Origin of the sequence: Streptomyces cyaneochromogenes, assembly GCF_003963535.1 — a bacterium.
Classification (GTDB): Bacteria; Actinomycetota; Actinomycetes; order Streptomycetales; family Streptomycetaceae; genus Streptomyces; species Streptomyces shaanxiensis.
Genome location: NZ_CP034539.1, coordinates 1,770,808 through 1,790,898, shown reverse-complemented (window position 1 = coordinate 1,790,898; position 20,091 = coordinate 1,770,808). Strand labels below are relative to the sequence as shown.

Genomic DNA, 20,091 nt, shown 5'->3' with positions numbered 1-20,091 from the left:
CGTCCCCGAACTCCCCTGATCGACCAAGACTTAGCCGAAGACTTACGAGAGTCCGCCATGTACGAGCTGTCCCGGGTCCGCCTCTACTCCATCGGTCCGGCCGGTGCGCGCTACGCCGACACCGTGCTGGACCTGCGCGGTGTGGGCGAGCCCGTGCCCGACCCCGCCCCCACGCAGGCGGAGTTCTTCGAGGAGGAGCCTGTCGGTCCGCCGCGCCGGCCGGCGCCCGCCGGGGTGCTCTTCCTGGAGAACGGCGGCGGCAAGTCGGTCCTGCTCAAGCTGATCTTCTCCGTGATGCTGCCGGGCCACCGCAACACCCTTGGCGGCGCCAGCTCCGGCGTGCTGCGGAAGTTCCTGCTCGCCGACGACTGCGGGCATGTCGCGCTGGAGTGGCAGCACACGCTCACCGGCGAGTGTGTCGTGGTGGGCAAGGTCAGTGAATGGCGCGGGCGCCAGGTCTCCAACGACCCGCGGAAGTTCGCCGAGGCCTGGTACTCCTTCCGCCCGGGGCCCGGGCTGTCGCTGGACAACCTGCCCGTCGCCGAGGCCACCGCCGTGAGGCCGTCCGTCGAGGGCCAGTCGGGTGCGCAGGGGCGCCGTCGCACCATGAAGGGCTTCCGGGACGCCATCACCGAGGCGGGCAAGGCGTATCCGCATCTGGAGGTGCACTGGGAGGAGATCCACGACCGCTGGATCGAGCACCTCGGCGACCTTCACCTCGACCCCGAACTCTTCCGCTACCAGCGGGAGATGAACGCCGACGAGGGTGAGGCCGCCGGCCTCTTCGCGGTCAAGAAGGACTCCGACTTCACCGACCTGCTGCTGCGCGCCGTGACGGACACGCGGGACACCGACGGCCTCGCCGACCTGGTCAGCGGCTTCGGCAACAAGCTGGGCCGGCGCGCCGAGCTGATGGCCGAACGGGACTTCACCGCCGGGTCCGTGGACCTGCTCGGACGGATCGTCGAGGCCGCCGACGCGCGCTCACGCGCGCGCGACATCCACGCCGGTGCCGAGCGAAGGACCCGGACCCTGGCCCGGCGGCTGTCCGCACGGGGCCTCCAGGAGCGCGTGCGCGCCTCCGACCTCGCCCAGCGGGTCACCGCCGCCGCCTACGCCGTCACCCACACCGAGGCGGCGCGGGAGCGCAGCGCGTTGATCGCTGCCGAACTCGCCTACCGGCACGCCTCGTTGGCGCTCGCGGCGACCGAAAAGTCGGCGGCCGCGCAGAAGCGTGAGCTGGCCGACGCGCGTACCCTGCACTCCGCCTGGCAGGCCGCCGAGGCCGTGCTGCGGCACCGTGCGGCAGCCGACCGTGTCGCGCGTGTGTCCGCCGCGATCCAGGAGGCCGAGCGGGACGCGGCCCCCGCGCTGGCCGCCCGTGCCAAGGCCGCCGTCGATCTCGTACGGGCCCTGCACGCGGCCGCGGATAGCGCCGAGACCCTCGCCAACGAGGGGGAGGAGCGGTCCGCAGCGCTCCAGGAGGTCGGCGAGTCCGCGTACCGCGACTCCACCGCCGCCGCCACCGATGCGCAGCGGGCCCGCAGTGAGGCCGGGCATCTGCGGCAACGGCTGTCCGAGGTCGAGCAGGAGACCGCCGAGGCCGTCCGAGCGGGCTGGCTCGACGACAGCGCCCCCGACGCCGACCCGGCCCGCGCGGCCCTCGCCGCGAGCGACGCCGAGAAGACGGCCGTCGCCGCCTGGGACACCGCCCGTGACGCGTCCCGGCGTGCCTCGGAGCACGCGCGCGAGGCGGCCTCGGCCGAGTCCCGCGCGGAGCTGACGGCGGCCCGCGCTGCCGACGCCGCGAGCGCCGCAGAGCGTGCCTACGACGCAGAGCGCCGCCTAGCCGAAGGGCTGGCGGCGGAGGAGCGGCTCGCCGAACTGCTCAGCCTGACCGGAGAGTCCGGTGTGAAGCGCGGGTCCGTGCCTGCCCCTCGCGCGGGTGACGACGGCAAGGCAAGCGCGACCGCGCAGGACGCCGCACAGGCCGCCCCGGGTGCCCTCGCCGAAGCCGCGCTCACCCCGGAGGAGCTCGACCGCTTCGCCGACGAACTGCGCGAACTGCTCGACGCCGCCGTCTCCGCCGCCGAGCGGCAGCTCTTCGAGCTGCGTACGGCAGCCGCCGACGACTCCCGGATCCTCGGCGCGCTCGGTGACGGCGGGCTGCTGCCGCCCGGCCCCGACGTGCTGGCCACCGTGGAGTTCCTCGGCGAACAGGGCATCCCCGCCCTCCCGGGCTGGCGCTACCTCGCCCAGGCCGTCGACCCCGCCGACCACGCGCGCGTGCTGGCCGCCCGGCCCGAACTGGTCGACGGCGTGATCATCACCGACCCGGACACGCACGCGCGTGCCCGCGAGGTGCTGGGCGACGCGGCCCTGCTGCCCCGGTCCGCCGTGGCGGTCGGTACGGCAGCGGCCCTGCTCGCCCCGACCCCGGCCGCCGATGCACAGGGCGGCCCCGATCCTGATGTGTTCCTCGTACCGCCGAACCCGGCCATGCACGACGAGCACGCCGCCGACCAGGAGCGGCACGCCCTGCGCGCGCGGGCGACCGAGCGCGACGAGGAGATCCGCACGCTCGCCGCGCGGCTCGGCAAGGACCGGGAGCTGGCGGCGCGGCTCGCCTCGTGGCGGACGGGCTGCCCGGCCGGGCAACTGGTCGAGCTGGCGCGGGCGGCCCAGGACTCGCGCGCCTTCGCCGAGGAGTCGGAGGCCGAGCTGGCCGAGGCACGGACCGTGCGGGCCGAGGCCGACGAAGCCGCCGCCGAGGCCGCTCAGGTCCGCGACGAGCGACAGGAGGCCGCACAGAAGGCACGGCGCGCCGCCGACGCCCTGGCCGGGCTGGCCTTCCGGCTGCGTGAGCGGGCCGGCTGGCAGGTCAAGCTGCGCGAACTCGCCGACGAGGCCACCGAGTCCGAGGCCCGCGCCCAGGTCTGCCTGGAGCGCGCCCGCGCCGCCGACGAGGACCGGCGTGCCGCCCAGCGCGCTGCCGACGACGCGCGCCGTACCGCGCGCGCCCTGCGCGCCGAGCGCTCGGAGATCGCGGGCGCCCCCGATGACGTACCGGACACGGACGCGGATGCCCCGAAGGCGTCCCTGCCCGCGCTCCGCGAGGCGTACCGTGCGGCCTCCCAGGTGTACGAGAAGGTCGGCGTCGGCGCCGACCTGCGCGCCGAGCAGGCCCGCGCGGAGAGCGACGAGAGCGCGGCCCGCGCGGAACTGGACCGGCTGAGCAACAAGGTCCGTACCCGGGCCGAGCAGCTCCTTCAGTCGCCCGACGGCTCCGACGGGCCCTCCCGGCAGGCGGCCGCCGCGCGCGCGGAGGAGCTGGTCCAGCTCCTGGAGACCCGCATGTCCAGCGCCAGCGAGCAGCTCGGCCGGCTGCGCGGCGAGGCCGAGCGGCACGCGCCCGAGGACGGCGAGACACACACCGAGCTGTCCGAGGAACTCCAGCCACGTGACGCCGAGCACGCCCAGGCACTGCTGCGCACGGCGACCGCCGAACTCGCCTCCCGCACCGAGGCGTTGACCCAGGCCCGCGAGGCACACGCGGAGCTCCTCGAAGCGCACCGCGCCGCCGAGGACGCGGCGGGCGGCTTCGACGAGATCGCCGCGATGCTGCGCGACCTGTTGCGGGAACACACGGCGGACGACGAGCAGGAGACGCCGGAGCCGTATCCCGGCAGCCCGGAGGAGGCCAGGCAGTCCGCCGCCGAGGCCCGCCGGTCGCTGCGCGGCTGCGCAGCCGACCTGTCCGCAGCCGAGGCCGCCGTGCGCGAGGCGAGCGACGTGCTCGTCCGGCATGCCAACTCCACGCGCTACGAGCAGGTCCGCACCCCCGCCCGCCAGCAGATCCGCGAGCTGCCCGCCTCGGCGCTGCCCGAACACGCGCAGAAGTGGGCGGATGCCTTTGCCCCCCGACTCCGCGTGCTCACCGACGAGTTGGCGCAACTGGAGCGCAACCGCGACTCGATCGTGGACCGGCTGCGCGGGCTGGTCGAATCGGCGCTGGCGACCCTGCGGTCCGCCCAGCGGCTCTCCCGGCTGCCCGAGGGGCTCGGCGAGTGGTCCGGGCAGGAGTTCCTGCGCATCCGGTTCGAGGAGCCCGACCAGGCCACGCTCACCGAACGCCTCGGTGAGGTCATCGACGAGGCGACGCGCGCGGCGGTGAAGAAGAACTCGGACCTGAGGCGGGACGGGATGTCCCTGCTGCTGCGAGGCGTCGCCGCGGCGCTGCAGCCGAAGGGCGTCGCCGTCGAGATCCTCAAGCCCGATGCCGTTCTGCGCGCGGAGCGAGTGCCCGTCGGGCAGATGGGCGACGTGTTCTCCGGTGGTCAGCTCCTCACGGCGGCCATCGCCCTGTACTGCACGATGGCCGCCCTGCGGTCGAACGACCGGGGCCGGGACAAGCACCGGCACGCCGGCACGCTGTTCCTGGACAACCCCATCGGACGCGCCAACGCGACCTACCTGCTGGAGCTCCAGCGCGCCGTGTCGGACGCGTTGGGCGTCCAACTCCTCTACACCACCGGCCTGTTCGACACCACCGCGCTGGCTGAGTTCCCCCTGGTCATCCGACTGCGCAACGACGCAGACCTCCGCGCCGGGCTGAAGTACATCAGCGTCGAGGAACACCTGCGGCCGGGACTGCCGCAGCAGACCCCGGCCGGGGAAGCGGTGCACAGCGAGATCACGGCTACGCGAATGTTCAAACGTCCCGCACCGACGACCAGCTGATCAGGCGTCCTGTTTCGGTTCCGTGGTGTCCAGGCGGTGCTCGGCGAGGACTCCCGTCCTGTGCCGCTGGACGAACCAGTAGTACGCGAAGCCACCACCCGCGATGACCGCGACGAAGAGCACCGCGCCCCAGCGCAAGTACCAGTGGTAGGGGGCCGTCGCGTTGTAGACCGAGGCGCGCGGCCAGATCAGATTGATCGTCATGCCCGCGCCCCACACCACGGCGACGATGTTGACCAGCAGTCCCCACCGACCCAGGGAGAACTTGCCGTCGCCCGCGGGCTGCCACTTCCCGCGCAGCCGGGCCACCAGCATCGGCGCGGTGACACCGAGGTAGGCGAGGTAGATCATGATGATGCCGATGCTGGTCACGACGGTGAAGATCTGCGGCTGGCGGATGTTGACCACCAGGATCGCCAGCGCCAGGACCCCGATGATCACGGTCGGCAGCACCGGCGTCTGAAAGCGTGGACTGACCCGGGCCAGCAGCGAGGACGCCGGCAGATTGTTGTCCCGGGCCATCGCGAACGCCAGCCGGATCGCCGCCGTGTGGACCGCCAGGGCGCACACCGTGACGGCGATCAGCACGCACCACAGCATCGCCTTGCCGGCCGTCGGGCCGAGTACGTCGAGCACGACGTACTGCAGGCCGTCCGTCGACAGCTTCTCGCCGCTCAGGCTGGAGACGCTCATCAGCGCCAGCAGCAGGATCAGGCCACCCAGGACGAAGGAGGCGACGATCGCCCGGATGATGGCGCGCGGCGCGTTGCGGGACGGGTCCAGACACTCCTCGCCGAGCGAGGAGGCCGTGTCGAAGCCGTACATGACGTACGCGGACGCCAGCGAGGCCACGAGGAACGCGCCGAGGTATCCGGCGCCGTGGTCCGCACCCGTGCCGTTCGTCTCCAACACCACCTGCGGGCCGCGTGTGATGTGGACGGCGAACAGGACGATCAGCACGACGGTGGCGATCAACTCGATGAACACGCCCGCTGTGTTGATCCTCGCCATCAGCTTGACCCCGAAGGCGTTCACCAACGTGGTGAACAGGATCAACACCGCCGCCAGGACGACCGCGTTGGTCGCCACGTCATACGTACCCGTCCCGTCGCCCACGAGCTGGAAGGCCGACGAGATCTGGGGGAGCGTCAACTGGTAGGCGAGCGCCACGGCCGATATGGACACTATGGAGGCGATCAACATCATCCAGCCGGCGAGCCAGCCCAGATGCGGATTGCCCACCTTCTTGGACCAGTTGTAGACCGAGCCCGCCACGGGGTAGCGGGCGGCCAGCTCCGCGAAGCAGAGGGCGACCATGAACTGGCCGACGAAGACCATCGGCCACGACCACCAGTAGGCGGGGCCGCCGCTGCCGTAGCCGAAGTAGAACAGCTGGAACGTGCCCGTCAGGATCGAGATGTAGCTGATTCCGGCGGCGAAGGTGTGGAAGTTGCCGAGCGTGCGCCTGAGTTCGGGTCGGTATCCGAACTCGGCGAGTTCGGCGTCGTCGTGACGGTGGGGGTCGGTCGACTGCTCCGTGGATGACATGAGCGGACTCCTCGTGGGCCGGGGAGGGGGAGGCGCCTGCGGGTGCCGGGATCACTGAGGCGGATCGATCGAACCAACCTTGCGGTGAACGGCACGTGTCGCGCCAGATGTACTACGTCTCCCGCTTCTCCCCGCGGCGCCGTCCCGCCCTGCTCAGGAGTGCGACAACTGGCCGGCCCCGCCCCGGCGGCGTATTCGCTCCTGAGTGCGCTCGGCCTCCCGTGCCTGCCGTCGCGCCCGGCGCCGCTCGCGTCGCAAAGCGCGCGCCGTGCTGCTCGGCGTCGAGACCACGCCGTGGCGCTGGTTCCACACCTGGCGGGTGACCCAGACATCGAGGGCGCCCCAGGTGGCCACCACCGTGCTGACCACGCTGCTGATCACCATCGGGAACGCCAGCCACGACTCCGCCAGGGTGCACAGGAAGGCCACCATCGCCTGGATCATCGTCACCGCGATGATCAGTACCGCCCGCACCGCCGAGGTGCGCACCGGATCGGGCATCCGGCGCCGTCGGGCGGGCTCCTCCACCCACAACGGCCGGTACAGCGACGGTAGTTCGGCCGCCCCGCCGTCGACGGCCGTGGCCGTTCTCCCGCTCATCGACCCCTTGCCGTCGGAGCCGGCCGAAACGTCTCGCTCGTCCGCCCTCACCGCACTCACGCCCATCCGAACCTCTCGGCCGCCCGTCGACTCGAGTCCGCCCACGGGAATGTCGCGATCCAGCGCTTCGGGGCCGGGCCGCGCCGTCATATGCGCAGTCGCTCCGCCCTCGGGCGTCTCGTGCCGCTCCGCCGTGCCCATCACCGTGTCACTCCCCACCGCCGACAAACCGCCCGCCCGTGTCCCGAAGACCAGGCTCCCCAGCGACTGCCCGGCTTGCGCTGTTTTACGCCGCCCGGGGACGGGATGCGGCTCCTGTGGCCCATTCCGCCCCCATTTCCCGTACAGAAGGACGATCGACGCGTCCCGAAGATTCCCGCGAAGGATAGAAATCCGGCCAACTGGCCTGAGGGGTCGGCCGGATCGGCCTTCGAGGCCGCCGACTGTTTGCGGGAGGCAATCTCCCGCAATGCCCGGACAACTCCCCATGTCTCGTCACCAGTGCGGAAGTTCAGATTCCGGATGTGCCTTCGAGTTACTTGTGCGTCGGTAGTAGGCTCGCGCCAATTGTTGACGCACAGGTGTGCCCCCTGACCGGTTGGGGGTTTGAGCTGGGGGAGGCCATGCACTTTCGCGGGAAGTCGATCCGCCGGAAGATGGTGGCGCTGCTTCTCGTGCCGCTGGTGTCCCTGACCGCGATCTGGGGTTTCGCCACGGTACTCACGGGGCGGGGTGTGGCCCAGCTGTTCACGGTGTCGTCCCTCGTCGAGAAGATCGGCTACTCCACCGAGGACGCCGTCCGCGTCCTGCAGCAGGAACGCCGCCAGGCGCTGGTCTACCTCGCCGATCGCCGGGCCTCGGACGCGCTGTCCGCACTGCGGGCCACCCGGAACGCCACCGACTCCGCCGTCGCCGAGATCCGCAAGAACGCCAAGGACCCCGATGTCCGCGACGGCCTGGACGAGGGCGACAACGAGCGCCTCACCGCCGTCCTGGACGCCTTCGACAGCATCAGCCCTCTGCGCCGCAGCGTCGAGGACGGAACCGTGACCCGCGCCGCGGCCCTCAACCAGTACAACCTCCTCGTGGACCCCTGCTATGCCCTGCTGGGCTCCCTCGACGGGATCGACAGCGTGGCGATGGACAAGCAGGCCCGCGCTCTCCTCAACGTGACCCGCGCCCGCGAACTGCTCTCCCGCGAGGACGCGTTGCTCAGCTCCGCCCTAGTGGTCGGGAAGCTCTCGCGCGAGGAGATTCGGGACGTCTCCGATCTCGTCGCCCAGCGCACCCTCATGTACGACATCAGCCTGGCGGACCTGCCCTCGTCCGAGCGGGAACGCTTCGAGCGCTTCTGGCGGAACGCCTCCACCGCTCCACTGCGGGTCGCCGAACAAGCCGTCATCTCCACCCAGGCGGGCAGGCCCAGCACGGTCGACGCCAAGAGCTGGGACACCGTCGCCGGCAGCGTCCTCGACGAGCTCAGCAAACTCAACGACGAGGCGGGCGCGCGCTATCAGGACCGCGTGAGCCCCGTCGCCATGGGCGTCATCCTGAAGGCGGCCGTCGCCGGCGTCCTCGGTCTGCTCGCCCTGCTGCTCTCCCTCTTCCTCTCCGTGCGCATCGGCCGCGGCCTCATCCGCGATCTGCGGCAGCTGCGCCTGGAGGCCCATGAGGCATCCGGCGTGCGACTGCCCAGCGTGATGCGCCGCCTCTCCGCCGGCGAACAGGTCGATGTGGAGACCGAGGTTCCGCGCCTGGAGTACGACAAGAACGAGATGGGCGAGGTAGGCCAGGCCCTCAACACCCTGCAGCGCGCCGCCGTCGAGGCTGCCGTCAAGCAGGCCGAACTGCGCGCCGGTGTCTCCGAGGTCTTCGTCAACCTCGCCCGGCGCAGTCAGGTCCTCCTCCACAAGCAGCTCACCCTCCTCGACACCATGGAACGCCGGACCGAGGACACCGACGAACTCGCCGACCTGTTCCGCCTCGACCACCTCACCACCCGAATGCGCCGGCACGCCGAAGGCCTGGTGATCCTCTCCGGTGCCGCCCCGTCCCGGCAGTGGCGCAAACCCGTCCAGCTCATGGACGTCGTGCGTGCCGCCGTCGCCGAGGTCGAGGACTACGAGCGCATCGAGGTGCGCCGTCTGCCCCGCGTCGCCGTCACCGGACCGGCCGTCGCGGACATCACCCACCTCGTGGCCGAACTCCTGGAGAACGCCACGGTGTTCTCCCCGCCGCACACCGCCGTCCAGGTCCTGGGCGAGCGGGTCGCCAACGGCTTCACCCTCGAGATCCACGACCGCGGCCTCGGTATGGCCGCCGACGCCCTGCTGGACGCCAACCTCCGACTCGCCGAGACGCCCGAGTTCGAGCTGTCCGACACCGACCGGCTCGGTCTGTTCGTGGTCAGCCGGCTCGCCCAGCGGCAGAACGTCCGCGTCTCGCTGCAGCCGTCGCCGTACGGCGGCACCACCGCTGTCGTCTTCATCCCCGACGCGCTGCTCACCGACGACGTCCCGGACACCAACGGCATCGGGTTCCGTCTCGACCGGCCCACGCCCTCGAAGGAGGCCGAGCTGGAGGAGTCGCGCCGCGCCGCCCTCGCCCAGGTGCCGGTCCGCGTGTCCGGCCTCCCCGCCTCGCTCCTGGACGGTCCGGTCGAGCTGGAGGCCCCCGTCGACCTCGACGCCCTCAGCGATTTCCCGGATCCACTCGACGAGGAGGACGGCGAACGCGGCGGTCTCTTCCGTCCGCGCCGCACCCTCGCGCAGTCCGAGGACGAGGCGAAGGGCCCGCTCGGCGCCCACCCGGTCGCCGGCATCCACGGCGGACCGGAGCAGACCGATCCGGACGACGTTGTGAGCGGGCCCGTCCCGCTGCCCCGCCGCGGGACACCCAAGCTGGTCAGCTCGCACGGACGTCCGGTCACCGAGCAGCGGTCCCGACGAGGGGAAGCGGACCCGGAGCCCTCCGCGGGCCCGAACCGCCCGGAGCCGAACGGCCTCGCCCCGCTGCCGACCCGCCGCCGCGGTACGGCCGCCCGCGGTGAGGTGCCCGGCACGCCGGACCGGATCGGCGACCGTGGCGACACGCCGCCCGTCGCCGGGCCCGACCGCGGTGAACGGCCGCAGCCCGCGGCTCTCCCGAGGCGCCCACGAAGGCCCGCGATCGCATCGAGCGGCCCCGACGACAGCGCCTCGAGTACGACCGCCGTCCCGCAGGAGACCGGCTCCGGCTCGACGCCGCTGCCCCGGCGCGTACGGCAGGCCAATCTGGCTCCGCAGCTCAGGCAGGGCCCCGCACGGCGCACCGAGGAGGGGACGGAGCTCGCCGAGCGGGACGCGGACGAGGTACGCAGCCGAATGGCCTCCCTCCAGCGCGGCTGGCAGCGCGGCCGCCAGGAGAACGCCGCGGGCGATGACGCCCACAGCGGCACAGCACCACAGGGAACGAAGGGGGACGGTCGATGACCGCACCGAAGGCGACCGGCCACACCGCGACCAACCAGTCCGGCGAGCTCAACTGGCTCCTCGACGACCTGGTGGACCGCGTCGCCAGCATCCGCAAGGCCCTCGTCCTCTCCGGCGACGGCCTGCCGACGGGGGTGTCCAAGGACCTGACCCGCGAGGACAGCGAGCACCTGGCCGCCGTCGCGTCCGGCTTCCACAGCCTCGCCAAGGGCGTGGGCCGTCACTTCGAGGCGGGCAATGTCCGGCAGACGGTCGTCGAACTCGACGACGCCTTCCTGTTCGTGACGGCCGCCGGCGACGGCAGCTGCCTCGCGGTGCTCTCCGACGCCGACTCGGACGTCGGCCTGGTCGCCTACGAGATGACGCTCCTCGTCAAGCGGGTCGGTGTGCATCTGGGCACCGCTCCGCGCACCGATCTGCCCTCGGGCGGGTAGTGGGATGGCATGAGCGCTGAGGGTCAGGGAAGAAGCCACTGGTTCGACGACGAAGCCGGGCCGGTCGTCCGCCCGTACGCGATGACGCGCGGCCGCACCACCAGTGCGGCCCAGCACCGCCTCGACCTGATCGCGGTGGTTGTCGCCGAGTCGCAGGCGGACGATCCGGAAGCGGACTCGACGCTGTCCCCGGAACACGTGGACATCGTCGACCTGTGCCGTGACGCCCCGCAGTCCGTGGCCGAGCTCTCCGCCGAACTGGACCTGCCCATCGGAGTCGTACGGGTTCTCATCGGTGATCTGGTGGACGGGGAATTCGTCCATGTGAACCGGCCTGTACCGCCTGCCGAGCTGGTGGACGAGAGTATTCTGCGCGACGTGATCAACGGCCTGCGGGCGCTGTGAGCGGCGTGGAAGCGGGGTAGTGACGTGACAGGCTGGCAGTTCTGGGTCGACCGAGGCGGCACCTTCACGGACATCGTCGCGCGACGCCCGGACGGCCGCCTCCTGACCCACAAACTCCTTTCGGAGAACCCGGCGCGCTACTCCGACGCGGCCGTCGCGGGCGTACGCGAGCTGCTGGAGGGCTCCCAGGATCCCATCGAGGCCGTCCGCATGGGCACGACGGTCGCCACGAACGCCCTCCTCGAGCGCAAGGGCGAGCGGACCCTGCTGGTCACCACCCGAGGCTTCCGCGACGCCCTGCGCATCGCCTACCAGAACCGGCCCCGCATCTTCGCCCGCCGTATCGAACTCCCCGAGCTGCTGTACGAACGGGTCGTCGAGGTCGACGAACGCATCGCCGCCGACGGCACCGTCCTGCACGCGCCCGACCTGGACGCCCTTGCCGGCCCCCTCCAGGAGGCGTACGACGACGGGATCCGGGCCGTCGCGGTCGTCTGCATGCACAGCCACCTGCATCCCGCCCACGAACAGGCCGTCGGCAGCCTCGCCGCCCGCATCGGCTTCCCGCAGATCTCGCTGTCCAGCGAGGTCAGCCCGCTCATGAAGCTCGTCCCGCGCGGGGACACCGCCGTCGTCGACGCCTACCTCTCGCCCGTGCTGCGCCGCTACGTGCAACACGTCGCCGACGAACTCGAAGGCGTACGGCTGATGTTCATGCAGTCCAACGGCGGTCTCGCCGAAGCCGGGCAGTTCCGAGGCAAGGACGCCATCCTCTCCGGCCCCGCCGGCGGGATCGTCGGCATGGCCCGTATGTCGCAGCTCGCCGGTTTCGACCGCGTCATCGGCTTCGACATGGGCGGCACCTCCACCGACGTCTCGCACTTCGCGGGCGAGTACGAACGCGTCTTCACCACGCAGATCGCGGGCGTCCGGCTGCGTGCCCCGATGCTGGACATCCACACCGTCGCGGCGGGCGGCGGCTCCGTGCTGCACTTCGACGGCTCCCGCTACCGCGTAGGGCCGGACTCGGCGGGCGCGGACCCGGGGCCGGCCTGCTACCGGGGCGGCGGCCCGCTCGCGGTGACCGACGCCAACGTCGTGCTCGGCCGTATCCAACCGGCCCATTTTCCCAAGGTGTTCGGCCCTGACGGCGATCAGCCCCTCGACGACGCCCTGGTCAGGGATCGCTTCGCCGATCTCGCGCGCGAGATCGGCGAGCAGACCGGCGACGACCGCACCCCCGAACAGGTCGCCGAGGGCTACCTGCAGATCGCGGTCGCCAACATCGCCAACGCCGTCAAGCGGATCTCGGTCCAGAAGGGGCACGACGTCACCCGCTACGCCCTCACCACGTTCGGTGGCGCGGGAGGCCAGCACGCGTGCATGGTGGCCGACTCGCTCGGTATCCGGACCGTCCTCGTGCCGCCCATGGCCGGCGTCCTCTCCGCGCTCGGTATCGGTCTCGCCGACACCACCGCCATGCGCGAACAGTCCGCCGAAGCGCCCCTGCAGGCCGCCTCGATGCCCGGCGTCCGCAAGACGGCGGACGACCTCGAAGCAGCCGCCCGCACGGAACTCCTCGACGAGGACGTCCCCGAGGACCGCATCAAGGTCACCCGCCGTGCCCAACTCCGCTACGACGGCACCGACACCACCCTCACCGTCGAACTCACCGAGCCCGACACGATGAGGCACGCCTTCGAAGAACGTCATCGCGCCACGTACTCCTTCACCCTCGACCGCCCGATCGTCGTCGAAGCCCTCTCCGTCGAAGCCACCGGCATCACCGAACCCCCCGATCTCTCCGCTCTCGCCCCCTACGAAGCCACCCCCGAAGGCGGCCCGGCCGCCCCGGAAACCGTCCGCCTCCACACCGGCGGAACATGGCGCGACGTACCTCTCCACCGCCGTGAGGACCTGCCTCCCGGCGAGACCGTCACCGGCCCGGCGATCATCACCGAGGCCAGCGCGACGACCGTCGTCGACGACGGCTGGCAAGCCGCGACGACCGACGACGGGCATCTGGTCATGGAACGCGTGGCGATTACGCAGAGTTCCGATCTCGACACGAAAGCCGACCCGGTTCTTCTGGAGGTCTTCAACAACCTGTTCATGTCCATCGCCGAACAGATGGGCGCCCGCCTGGAGTCCACGGCCCAGTCCGTCAACATCAAGGAACGGCTGGACTTCTCCTGCGCACTCTTCGCCCCGGACGGAAACCTGGTGGCCAACGCCCCGCACATCCCCGTCCACCTGGGCTCGATGGGCACCAGCGTCAAGGAGGTCATCCGGCGCCGCGGCTCGCGGATGCGGCCCGGGGACACGTACGCCGTCAACGACCCGTACCACGGCGGCACCCATCTCCCCGACGTCACCGTGATCACCCCGGTCTTCGACACGGGAAGCACCGCGAACACGGAGGGTGAGCCGGAGATCCTCTTCTACGTCGCCTCACGCGGCCACCACGCGGAGATCGGCGGCATCGCCCCCGGCTCCATGCCCGCCGACAGCCGCACCATCGAGGAGGAGGGAATCCTCTTCGACAACTGGCTGCTCGCCGAGAACGGCCGCTTCCGCGAAGAGGAGACCCTCCGCCTGCTCACCGAGGCGCCCTACCCCTCCCGCAACCCGAAGACCAACCTCGCCGACCTGCGCGCCCAGATCGCCGCCAACCAGAAGGGCGTCGACGAAGTCGCCCGCATGATCGAGAACTTCGGCCTCGACGTCGTCCAGGCGTACATGAAGCACGTCCAGGACAACGCCGAGGAAGAGGTGCGCCGCGTCATCGACGCCCTGGACGACGGCGAGTACGCCTACGAGACCGACTCCGGCGCCGTGATCCGGGTACGCGTGCGCGTGGACCGCGAGAACCGCTCCGCCACCGTCGACTTCACCGGCACGTCCCCGCAGCTGGCCACGAACTTCAACGCCCCCTTCTCGGTCGTCAACGCGGCGGTCCTCTACGTCTTCCGCACCCTCGTCGCCGACGACATCCCGCTCAACGACGGGTGCCTGCGGCCCCTGGAGATCATCGTGCCGTCCGGTTCGATGCTGGCGCCCGAACCTCCCGCAGCGGTCGTCGCGGGCAACGTGGAGACCTCCCAGGCGATCACCGGCGCCCTCTACGCCGCACTGCGCGTCCAGGCCGAGGGCTCCGGCACCATGAACAACGTCACCTTCGGCAACGAACGCCACCAGTACTACGAGACCGTGGCCTCCGGATCCGGCGCGGGCGACGGCTTCCCCGGCGCGCCCGTCGTCCAGACCCACATGACCAACTCGCGGCTCACCGATCCCGAAGTGCTGGAGTGGCGGCTGCCCGTGCGACTCGACGAGTTCGCCGTGCGGCGCGGAAGCGGTGGTGCCGGTCAGTGGCGCGGCGGGGACGGAGCCGTGCGCCGCATCAGGTTCCACGAGCCCATGACCGTCTCCACGCTGTCCCAGCACCGCAGAGTGCCGCCGTACGGCATGGCGGACGGCGAACCCGGCGCGCTGGGAGCCAACCGCGTCGAACGCGCGGACGGCACGGTCACCGCACTCGCCGGAAGCGACTCGGCGGATGTCGGTCCCGGCGACGTACTCGTCATCGAAACCCCCGGCGGCGGAGGCTACGGCCCACCGTCGCGCGACCCAAACCAAGCAGGAGAAGAGATCGATGATCTTCGGGCGTTCTGAGCGCGGGAAGCCTCCGGTCGAGCCCGTCACGCTCAAGATCCTGGTGGCCGGCGGCTTCGGCGTGGGCAAGACCACCCTGGTGGGCGCGGTCAGCGAGATCAGGCCGCTGCGCACGGAGGAGCTGCTCACCGAGGCAGGACGCCCGGTCGACGACACGAGCGGTGTCGAGGGCAAACGCACCACCACGGTGGCCATGGACTTCGGCCGTATCACCCTGCGGGAGGACCTGGTGCTGTACCTCTTCGGCACGCCCGGCCAGGAGCGGTTCTGGTTCATGTGGGACGAGCTCTCGGAGGGCGCGCTCGGTGCCGTGGTCCTCGCGGACACCCGACGCCTCGAGGACTGCTTTGCGGCCGTCGACTACTTCGAACGGCGTTCCATACCCTTCCTCGTCGGCGTCAACTGCTTCGAGGGAGCCGACCGTTACCCGGCGGAGGCCATCCGGCAGGCCCTCGACCTCGACGACGGCGTACCGCTGCTGCTGTGCGACGCCCGCGACCGAGAGTCCGTCAAGGAGATCCTCATCGGCGTCGTCCAGCACGCCATGGCCTATCAGGCGGACCGCCGCCAGACCGTGACCACCTGACCTCCGGCGCGGACCACCTGACCTCGGCGCACGGACACGGCCCGTACCCCCGCCGACCGGGGTACGGGCCGCGGCTCATGGCACGCGCGCGTGGCTCAAGCGGGTCGCACGCGCGCGTGGACCGTGCTTCGGCTCCAGCCGTCCGTCTCCTCGGCGCCGGCCGCCTCTCTCAGCTCTCGCCGTCCTCCTCCCAGCCGAAGCTCTTCTCCACCGCCTTGCGCCAGTTGTGGTACTCGCGGTCACGTGCCTCGGCGGTCATTGAGGGCGTCCACTCGACGTCCTTCGCCCAGTGCGCCTTGAGCTCGTCGAGGTCGTTCCAGACCCCGGTGGCCAACCCTGCCGCGTACGCGGCACCCAGGCAGGTCGTCTCGGAGACCTTGGGCCGGATCACCGGCACGTCGAGCACATCCGCCTGATGCTGCATGAGCAGGTTGTTCTTCGTCATGCCGCCGTCGACCTTCAGGGTCGTGATGTGCACCCCGGAGTCCTGGTACATGGCGTCCACGACCTCGCGCGTCTGCCAGCTCGTCGCCTCCAGCACCGCGCGGGCGAGGTGCGCCTTGGTGACGTACCGCGTCAACCCGGTGATGACACCGCGCGCGTCGGAACGCCAGTACGGCGCGAACAGACCGGAGAAGGCGGGCACGATGTACGCGCCGCCGTTGTCCTCGACGCTCTCCGCCAGCGGCTCGATCTCGTCGGCGGTGCGGATGATGCCGAGCTGGTCGCGGAACCACTGGACCAACGCGCCCGTTATGGCTATCGCTCCCTCCAGGCAGTACACGGGCGCCTCACTGCCGATCTTGTAGCCCATGGTGGTCAGCAGCCCGCTCTTCGACTGGACCGGCCGGTTGCCCGTGTTGAGCAGCAGGAAGCTGCCCGTGCCGTACGTGTTCTTCGCCGTGCCCACGTCGTAGCAGGCCTGCCCGAACACCGCCGCCTGCTGGTCGCCCAGGGCCGAGGCGACCGGCACGCCGGCCAGCTGTCCGACGGCGGTCCCGTACACCTCGGAGGACGACTTGATCTCCGGAAGGACTGCCTCGGGCACGTTCATCGCGGACAGGATCGAGGAGTCCCACTGCAGGGTCTCCAGGTTCATCAGCATGGTGCGGCCGGCATTCGTCACGTCGGTGACGTGGTGTCCGCCGTCTGTGCCGCCGGTGAGGTTCCAGATCAGCCAGGAGTCGATGGTGCCGAAGGCGATCTCGCCGTTCTCGGCGCGGGCCCTGAGGCCGGGCACGTTGTCCAGCAACCAGGCCGCCTTGGGACCGGAGAAGTAGCTCGCCAGCGGCAGTCCGGTCTGCTCACGGAAACGATCCTGCCCGTCCGTGCCACCGAGCTGGTTGCACAGTGCCGCCGTGCGCGTGTCCTGCCACACGATCGCGTTGTGCACCGGCTTGCCCGTCGCGCGGTCCCACAGGACCGTCGTCTCGCGCTGGTTGGTGATACCGAGCGCGCTGATCTGGTCGGTGCGCAGCCCTGCCTTGGCGATCGCGCCGGCGACCACGGCCTGCACCTTCGACCAGATCTCGGTGGCGTCGTGCTCCACCCAGCCGGGCTTGGGGAAGATCTGGCGGTGCTCGCGCTGGTCGACGGCCACGATCGCGCCGTCCTGGTTGAAGATGATGCAGCGGCTGGAGGTCGTGCCCTGGTCGATAGCGGCGACGAACTTGTCCGTCATGACGTCCCCTTCGTCTGTTCCTTCAGAAAGCTGCGTTGAAGATGACCCCGGACAGCACCCCGCCGATCAGCGGTCCGACCACCGGAACCCACGCGTAGCCCCAGTCCGAGGTGCCCTTGTTGGGGATCGGGAGCAGGGCGTGGACGATGCGCGGGCCCAGGTCACGGGCCGGATTGATGGCGTATCCCGTGGGGCCACCGAGCGACATACCGATGCCGACCACCAGGAACGAGACGATCAGAATCGCGGTGCCGGACACGCCGAGTCCCTTGGTCAGGCCGAACGCCAGGATCGGTAGCACCAGCGCGATGGTCGCGATGATCTCGGTGATCAGGTTGGCCACGGGATTTCGGATCGTGGGCGCGGTGGAGAAGATCCCGAGGGTCGGCTGGGCGATGTCCTTGTCGGCGTTGGCCTGGAACTGCGCGTAGTAGACCAGCCAGCACAGCACCGCACCGAGGATCGCGCCGACCATCTGGCCGGCGATGTAGATGTGGACCTTGTCCCACTCCCCGGTGTCGATGGCGATTCCGATCGTCACGGCCGGATTGAGCTGCCCGCCGGACAGCGGCGCGGCGGTGTACGCGCCGGCCATCACGCCGAATCCCCATCCGAAGGCGATGACGACCCAGCCGGCGTCCTTCGCCTTGGAGTAGTTGAGTACGACGGCGGCGACGACTCCGGCCCCGAAGAGAATCAGGATCGCGGTACCGATGACCTCACCGAGGAAAATATCTCCGTTGCTCATGGCGGCTCCTAGGCCCTGGCCGGGACGATCAGCCCCGGCTTGCTCCGTGCGGGGTGCGTTACCCATGGCGACTTCAGCCGAAGGCAGGGAGGGTCCCGCGCCCCGCCCGGCGTCCGTGACGAGCGTGCCGTCGCAGCCGACTCGCCCGTGGGGGAACGGGCCTTTGCTCCAGGCGGAACCGCGCGGCGCAGTGCGTGGATACGCCGAGAATGTACGGCGATGTCGGCTGACACCGGGAAGTGTTCACCGGCGTCCAGGGGGCGTCAAGGTCGCCGACGCCAACGGTTGGGGGCGTACCGACGGGTCACGGACCGTCACCGAAGCGAATCGTGGCACGCCCGTTCGAGGATGGACGGACATCGAGGCCCTGCTGAGGCCGGCCGGGAGGCCAGATCCTGCTGGACCCGGCAGGGGTCGAAGTCCATGACTGTGTTGAGGTCGTACGAAAACCTTTCGGCCACCGCCGACCTGGTAGGAAAAGCGTCTCACCCCTTGCCCGGGTCCGCCACCGCCGACTACGCCCGGGCCGTCTCGGCCTCCGTGCCGCGAAGGATCTCGTGCCCGGACAACCCCGCGCGGCCCAGTACCCAGCTCGCCCCGCGCAGTGACTTCGCGGCCTGCTTCAGCGGTGCGAGACAGGCGGCAGCCTGCCGGTGGTCCGTCACGCTTCCGGGCTCGCACAGGACCGTGGCCAGGGACAGCGTGACGGGACGCCCACCCGCCGACCAGGGTGTGTCCAGCATGGAGGTGGCCAGCGGACTCAGCCCTTCCGGGTCCGCGAGCACCAGGAAGTCGTCCCCGCCGATGTGGCCCACGCGGGTACTGCCCGACGCCGCGTGCTGCAGTGCACGTCCGACCGACCGGATCAGCTCGTCGCCCGCAGCGAACCCGGCTCCGTCGTTGACCTGCTTGAAGTGGTCCACGTCCAGCCAGCTCAGCGCGAACGGCCGCCCATCGGCGATCCTCAGATCCACCTCACCGGTGATCGCGTCCGAACCTGGTAGCCGGGTCAGCGGATTGAGCCCCGCGGCCTCCTCGACCCGGGTCTCGGCGAGCGCCCGCACGAGGTCGGCGAGACGTACGACGCCCACGCAGCGGCCGTACCGGTCGACGACGGCCACATCGTCCGACGTACGGTCGCGGCCGCCGACCGCGACCACGTCCAGCACCTCCCACGCGGTGGCGTCCACGCCCACGGTGCGCGGCGGGTCGCCGAGCTTGGCCGCGGGCCGGTCGGCGTACAGGGCATGGCCGTAGCGGCCCGACATCGACAGCAGGAACCGGGAGCGGTGCACCGACCGCACCGGGACGCCGTACGCGTCGACCAGCAGCACCCCGGACACCTCCGGCGACCCGGTCAGCAGTGCCCGCACCTGGCCCGCGGAGGCGGTGGCGGGCAGCAGCGCCGCGGGTCGCACGAACTCCCGCACCGACGGTCCCGAGCGTGGCGTCACCGCCAGTCCCGTGGAGCGCGGCGGAACGTATACCTCCGCCGCGGGTAGCCGGGCCGGCGGGGCGAACAACTCGCCCTGAGCCAGTTGCGCGCCCGCCGACCTCGCGGATCCGCACTGCAGCTCCGTCTCCACGCCCTCGACGCACAGCAGCGCTGCCAACTGGTCGCACAGCGTCCGCATCGCCCGCACGGCCGCCGGGCGCGCCAGCAAGGACGCGTCGAGCTTGACCAGGTCGGGTGCCATGTCGGCGAGCAGCCGCAGCGGTACGTCCCCGTCGCCGACGCCGTCCGCACTGATCCGGAAACCCTGGTCCCGCAGCGAGCCGATCGCCTCCAGCAATGCCTGCTGGGGCACGTGCGTGTACGGCGGGCCGACGTCGATCGTCACCTCCCACGGCAGCCGCCCCGCCGCACGCACGGCGTCGTGCAGCGGTGTCAGCCCGCCGAGGTCGGCGAGGGTGCCGGCGAACACGTTGACGTACAGCGGCAGCAACGCCTCCTTGCGGGCCGCCGCACGGAACGCCAACACGGCGAGCCGGCTGTCGACTTCCGGGTCCCGGCGGGCCTCGGCCAGGACGTCGCCGGTCTCCGGGCGGGCGAGTATCTCCAGCCCCGCTACCCCGCCGGTCGTCAGATTGACCACCGGTTGGAAAGCGAAGCGGAGAGTATCCGTCCAGGAGTCCACGGGAGCATGATTGCGCCGCTGGAGCACGCATGAGCCCAGTTCATGAGACGTTCACGCAGGATTCCG

The 20,091-nt window shown here is 71.0% G+C and carries 11 protein-coding genes; 6 read left to right on the top strand and 5 right to left on the bottom strand.

The genetic code is table 11. The annotated features are described in order from the left end of the window. Positions 1 to 57: 57 nt before the first annotated feature. Positions 58 to 4,740, top strand: a complete 4,683-nt coding sequence (locus EJ357_RS07765; RefSeq protein ID WP_126389972.1) for a hypothetical protein — start codon at positions 58 to 60, stop codon at positions 4,738 to 4,740. Here the strand turns inward: EJ357_RS07765 and EJ357_RS07760 are convergent, their stop codons facing one another. Then, complete coding sequence (locus EJ357_RS07760) at positions 4,741 to 6,288, bottom strand: APC family permease (protein WP_126389970.1); 1,548 nt, start codon at positions 6,286 to 6,288, stop codon at positions 4,741 to 4,743. Positions 6,289 to 6,441: 153 nt separating this feature from the next. Beyond that, the gene (locus EJ357_RS07755) at positions 6,442 to 7,089 is read right to left on the bottom strand and encodes a hypothetical protein (protein WP_126389968.1); all 648 of its coding nucleotides are present in this window, start codon (positions 7,087 to 7,089) and stop codon (positions 6,442 to 6,444) included. Positions 7,090 to 7,511: 422 nt separating this feature from the next. Here EJ357_RS07755 and EJ357_RS07745 point away from each other — a divergent pair, with 422 nt between their 5' ends. The 5 genes from EJ357_RS07745 to EJ357_RS07725 are packed head-to-tail and all read left to right on the top strand — an operon-like array spanning position 7,512 to position 15,458. Next, on the top strand, positions 7,512 to 10,358 hold the full coding sequence (locus EJ357_RS07745; protein ID WP_126389964.1) for a nitrate- and nitrite sensing domain-containing protein: 2,847 nt from the start codon (positions 7,512 to 7,514) through the stop codon (positions 10,356 to 10,358). Continuing rightward, on the top strand, positions 10,355 to 10,792 hold the full coding sequence (locus EJ357_RS07740) for a roadblock/LC7 domain-containing protein (protein WP_031486154.1): 438 nt from the start codon (positions 10,355 to 10,357) through the stop codon (positions 10,790 to 10,792). Before EJ357_RS07745 ends, EJ357_RS07740 begins: the two co-directional genes overlap by 4 nt. A 9-nt stretch (positions 10,793 to 10,801) precedes the next feature. After that, positions 10,802 to 11,197 carry a DUF742 domain-containing protein gene (locus EJ357_RS07735; protein ID WP_126389962.1) on the top strand — a complete coding sequence of 132 codons (396 nt, stop codon included), beginning with the start codon at positions 10,802 to 10,804 and terminating at the stop codon, positions 11,195 to 11,197. Positions 11,198 to 11,221: 24 nt separating this feature from the next. Further along, positions 11,222 to 14,872, top strand: coding sequence for a hydantoinase B/oxoprolinase family protein (locus EJ357_RS07730; RefSeq protein ID WP_126389960.1), 3,651 nt, complete (start codon positions 11,222 to 11,224; stop codon positions 14,870 to 14,872). Continuing rightward, on the top strand, positions 14,853 to 15,458 hold the full coding sequence (locus tag EJ357_RS07725) for a GTP-binding protein (protein ID WP_126389958.1): 606 nt from the start codon (positions 14,853 to 14,855) through the stop codon (positions 15,456 to 15,458). The genes EJ357_RS07730 and EJ357_RS07725 overlap by 20 nt, the downstream gene beginning before the upstream one ends. Before the next feature lie 169 nt (positions 15,459 to 15,627). Here the strand turns inward: EJ357_RS07725 and glpK are convergent, their stop codons facing one another. The 3 genes from glpK to EJ357_RS07710 form a co-directional block, all read right to left on the bottom strand. Next, positions 15,628 to 17,139, bottom strand: coding sequence for a glycerol kinase GlpK (gene glpK / locus EJ357_RS07720; RefSeq protein ID WP_126389956.1), 1,512 nt, complete (start codon positions 17,137 to 17,139; stop codon positions 15,628 to 15,630). Between the two features lie 22 nt (positions 17,140 to 17,161). Then, complete coding sequence (locus EJ357_RS07715; protein ID WP_126389954.1) at positions 17,162 to 17,887, bottom strand: MIP/aquaporin family protein; 726 nt, start codon at positions 17,885 to 17,887, stop codon at positions 17,162 to 17,164. 515 nt (positions 17,888 to 18,402) lie between these two features. Continuing rightward, positions 18,403 to 20,025: a GGDEF domain-containing protein gene (locus EJ357_RS07710; protein ID WP_126389952.1), complete on the bottom strand. Its 1,623-nt coding sequence runs from the start codon at positions 20,023 to 20,025 to the stop codon at positions 18,403 to 18,405. Positions 20,026 to 20,091 lie beyond the last annotated feature (66 nt).

Bases quoted from the DNA above. Each gene is read 5' to 3' on its own strand.
- EJ357_RS07740 (WP_031486154.1), top strand. From the start codon at position 10,355: ATGACCGCACCGAAGGCGACCGGCCACACCGCGACCAACCAGTCCGGC.
- EJ357_RS07755 (WP_126389968.1), bottom strand. From the start codon at position 7,089: ATGGGCACGGCGGAGCGGCACGAGACGCCCGAGGGCGGAGCGACTGCG.
- EJ357_RS07735 (WP_126389962.1), top strand. From the start codon at position 10,802: ATGAGCGCTGAGGGTCAGGGAAGAAGCCACTGGTTCGACGACGAAGCC.
- EJ357_RS07765 (WP_126389972.1), top strand. From the start codon at position 58: ATGTACGAGCTGTCCCGGGTCCGCCTCTACTCCATCGGTCCGGCCGGT.
- EJ357_RS07725 (WP_126389958.1), top strand. From the start codon at position 14,853: ATGATCTTCGGGCGTTCTGAGCGCGGGAAGCCTCCGGTCGAGCCCGTC.
- EJ357_RS07715 (WP_126389954.1), bottom strand. From the start codon at position 17,887: ATGAGCAACGGAGATATTTTCCTCGGTGAGGTCATCGGTACCGCGATC.
- EJ357_RS07760 (WP_126389970.1), bottom strand. From the start codon at position 6,288: ATGTCATCCACGGAGCAGTCGACCGACCCCCACCGTCACGACGACGCC.
- EJ357_RS07745 (WP_126389964.1), top strand. From the start codon at position 7,512: ATGCACTTTCGCGGGAAGTCGATCCGCCGGAAGATGGTGGCGCTGCTT.
- glpK (WP_126389956.1), bottom strand. From the start codon at position 17,139: ATGACGGACAAGTTCGTCGCCGCTATCGACCAGGGCACGACCTCCAGC.